The 230-nt window shown below is 65.2% G+C and carries 1 protein-coding gene; it reads left to right on the top strand.

Going from position 1 to position 230, the window contains the following annotated elements:
• The coding region (locus AAEY83_RS19015) for an AMP-binding protein (RefSeq protein WP_351061835.1) at nucleotides 1-230 on the top strand (230 nt) is incomplete at both ends.

Raw genomic sequence — 230 nt, 5'->3', positions numbered from 1 at the left:
GCTGGCGATCATCAAGGCCGGCGGCGCCTATGTGCCGCTTGATCCGGATTATCCGGCCGAGCGTCTCGCGTACATGCTCCGCGACAGCGGCGTCGAACTGCTCCTGACTCAGACGCAATTGCTCGAGCGTCTGCCGGCCAGCGATGGCGTCAGCGTGATCGCCATGGATGCCTTGCACCTGGATAAATGCCCGAGCCAGGCACCGGGCCTGCGACTGCACGGCGACAACC

This window comes from Psychrobacter sp. TB20-MNA-CIBAN-0197 (assembly GCF_040309765.1).
In the GTDB taxonomy this organism is placed as follows: domain Bacteria; phylum Pseudomonadota; class Gammaproteobacteria; order Pseudomonadales; family Moraxellaceae; genus Psychrobacter; species Psychrobacter submarinus.
The sequence above is the reverse complement of the archived record's forward strand: the minus strand, read 5'-3'. Positions and strand labels throughout refer to the sequence as shown.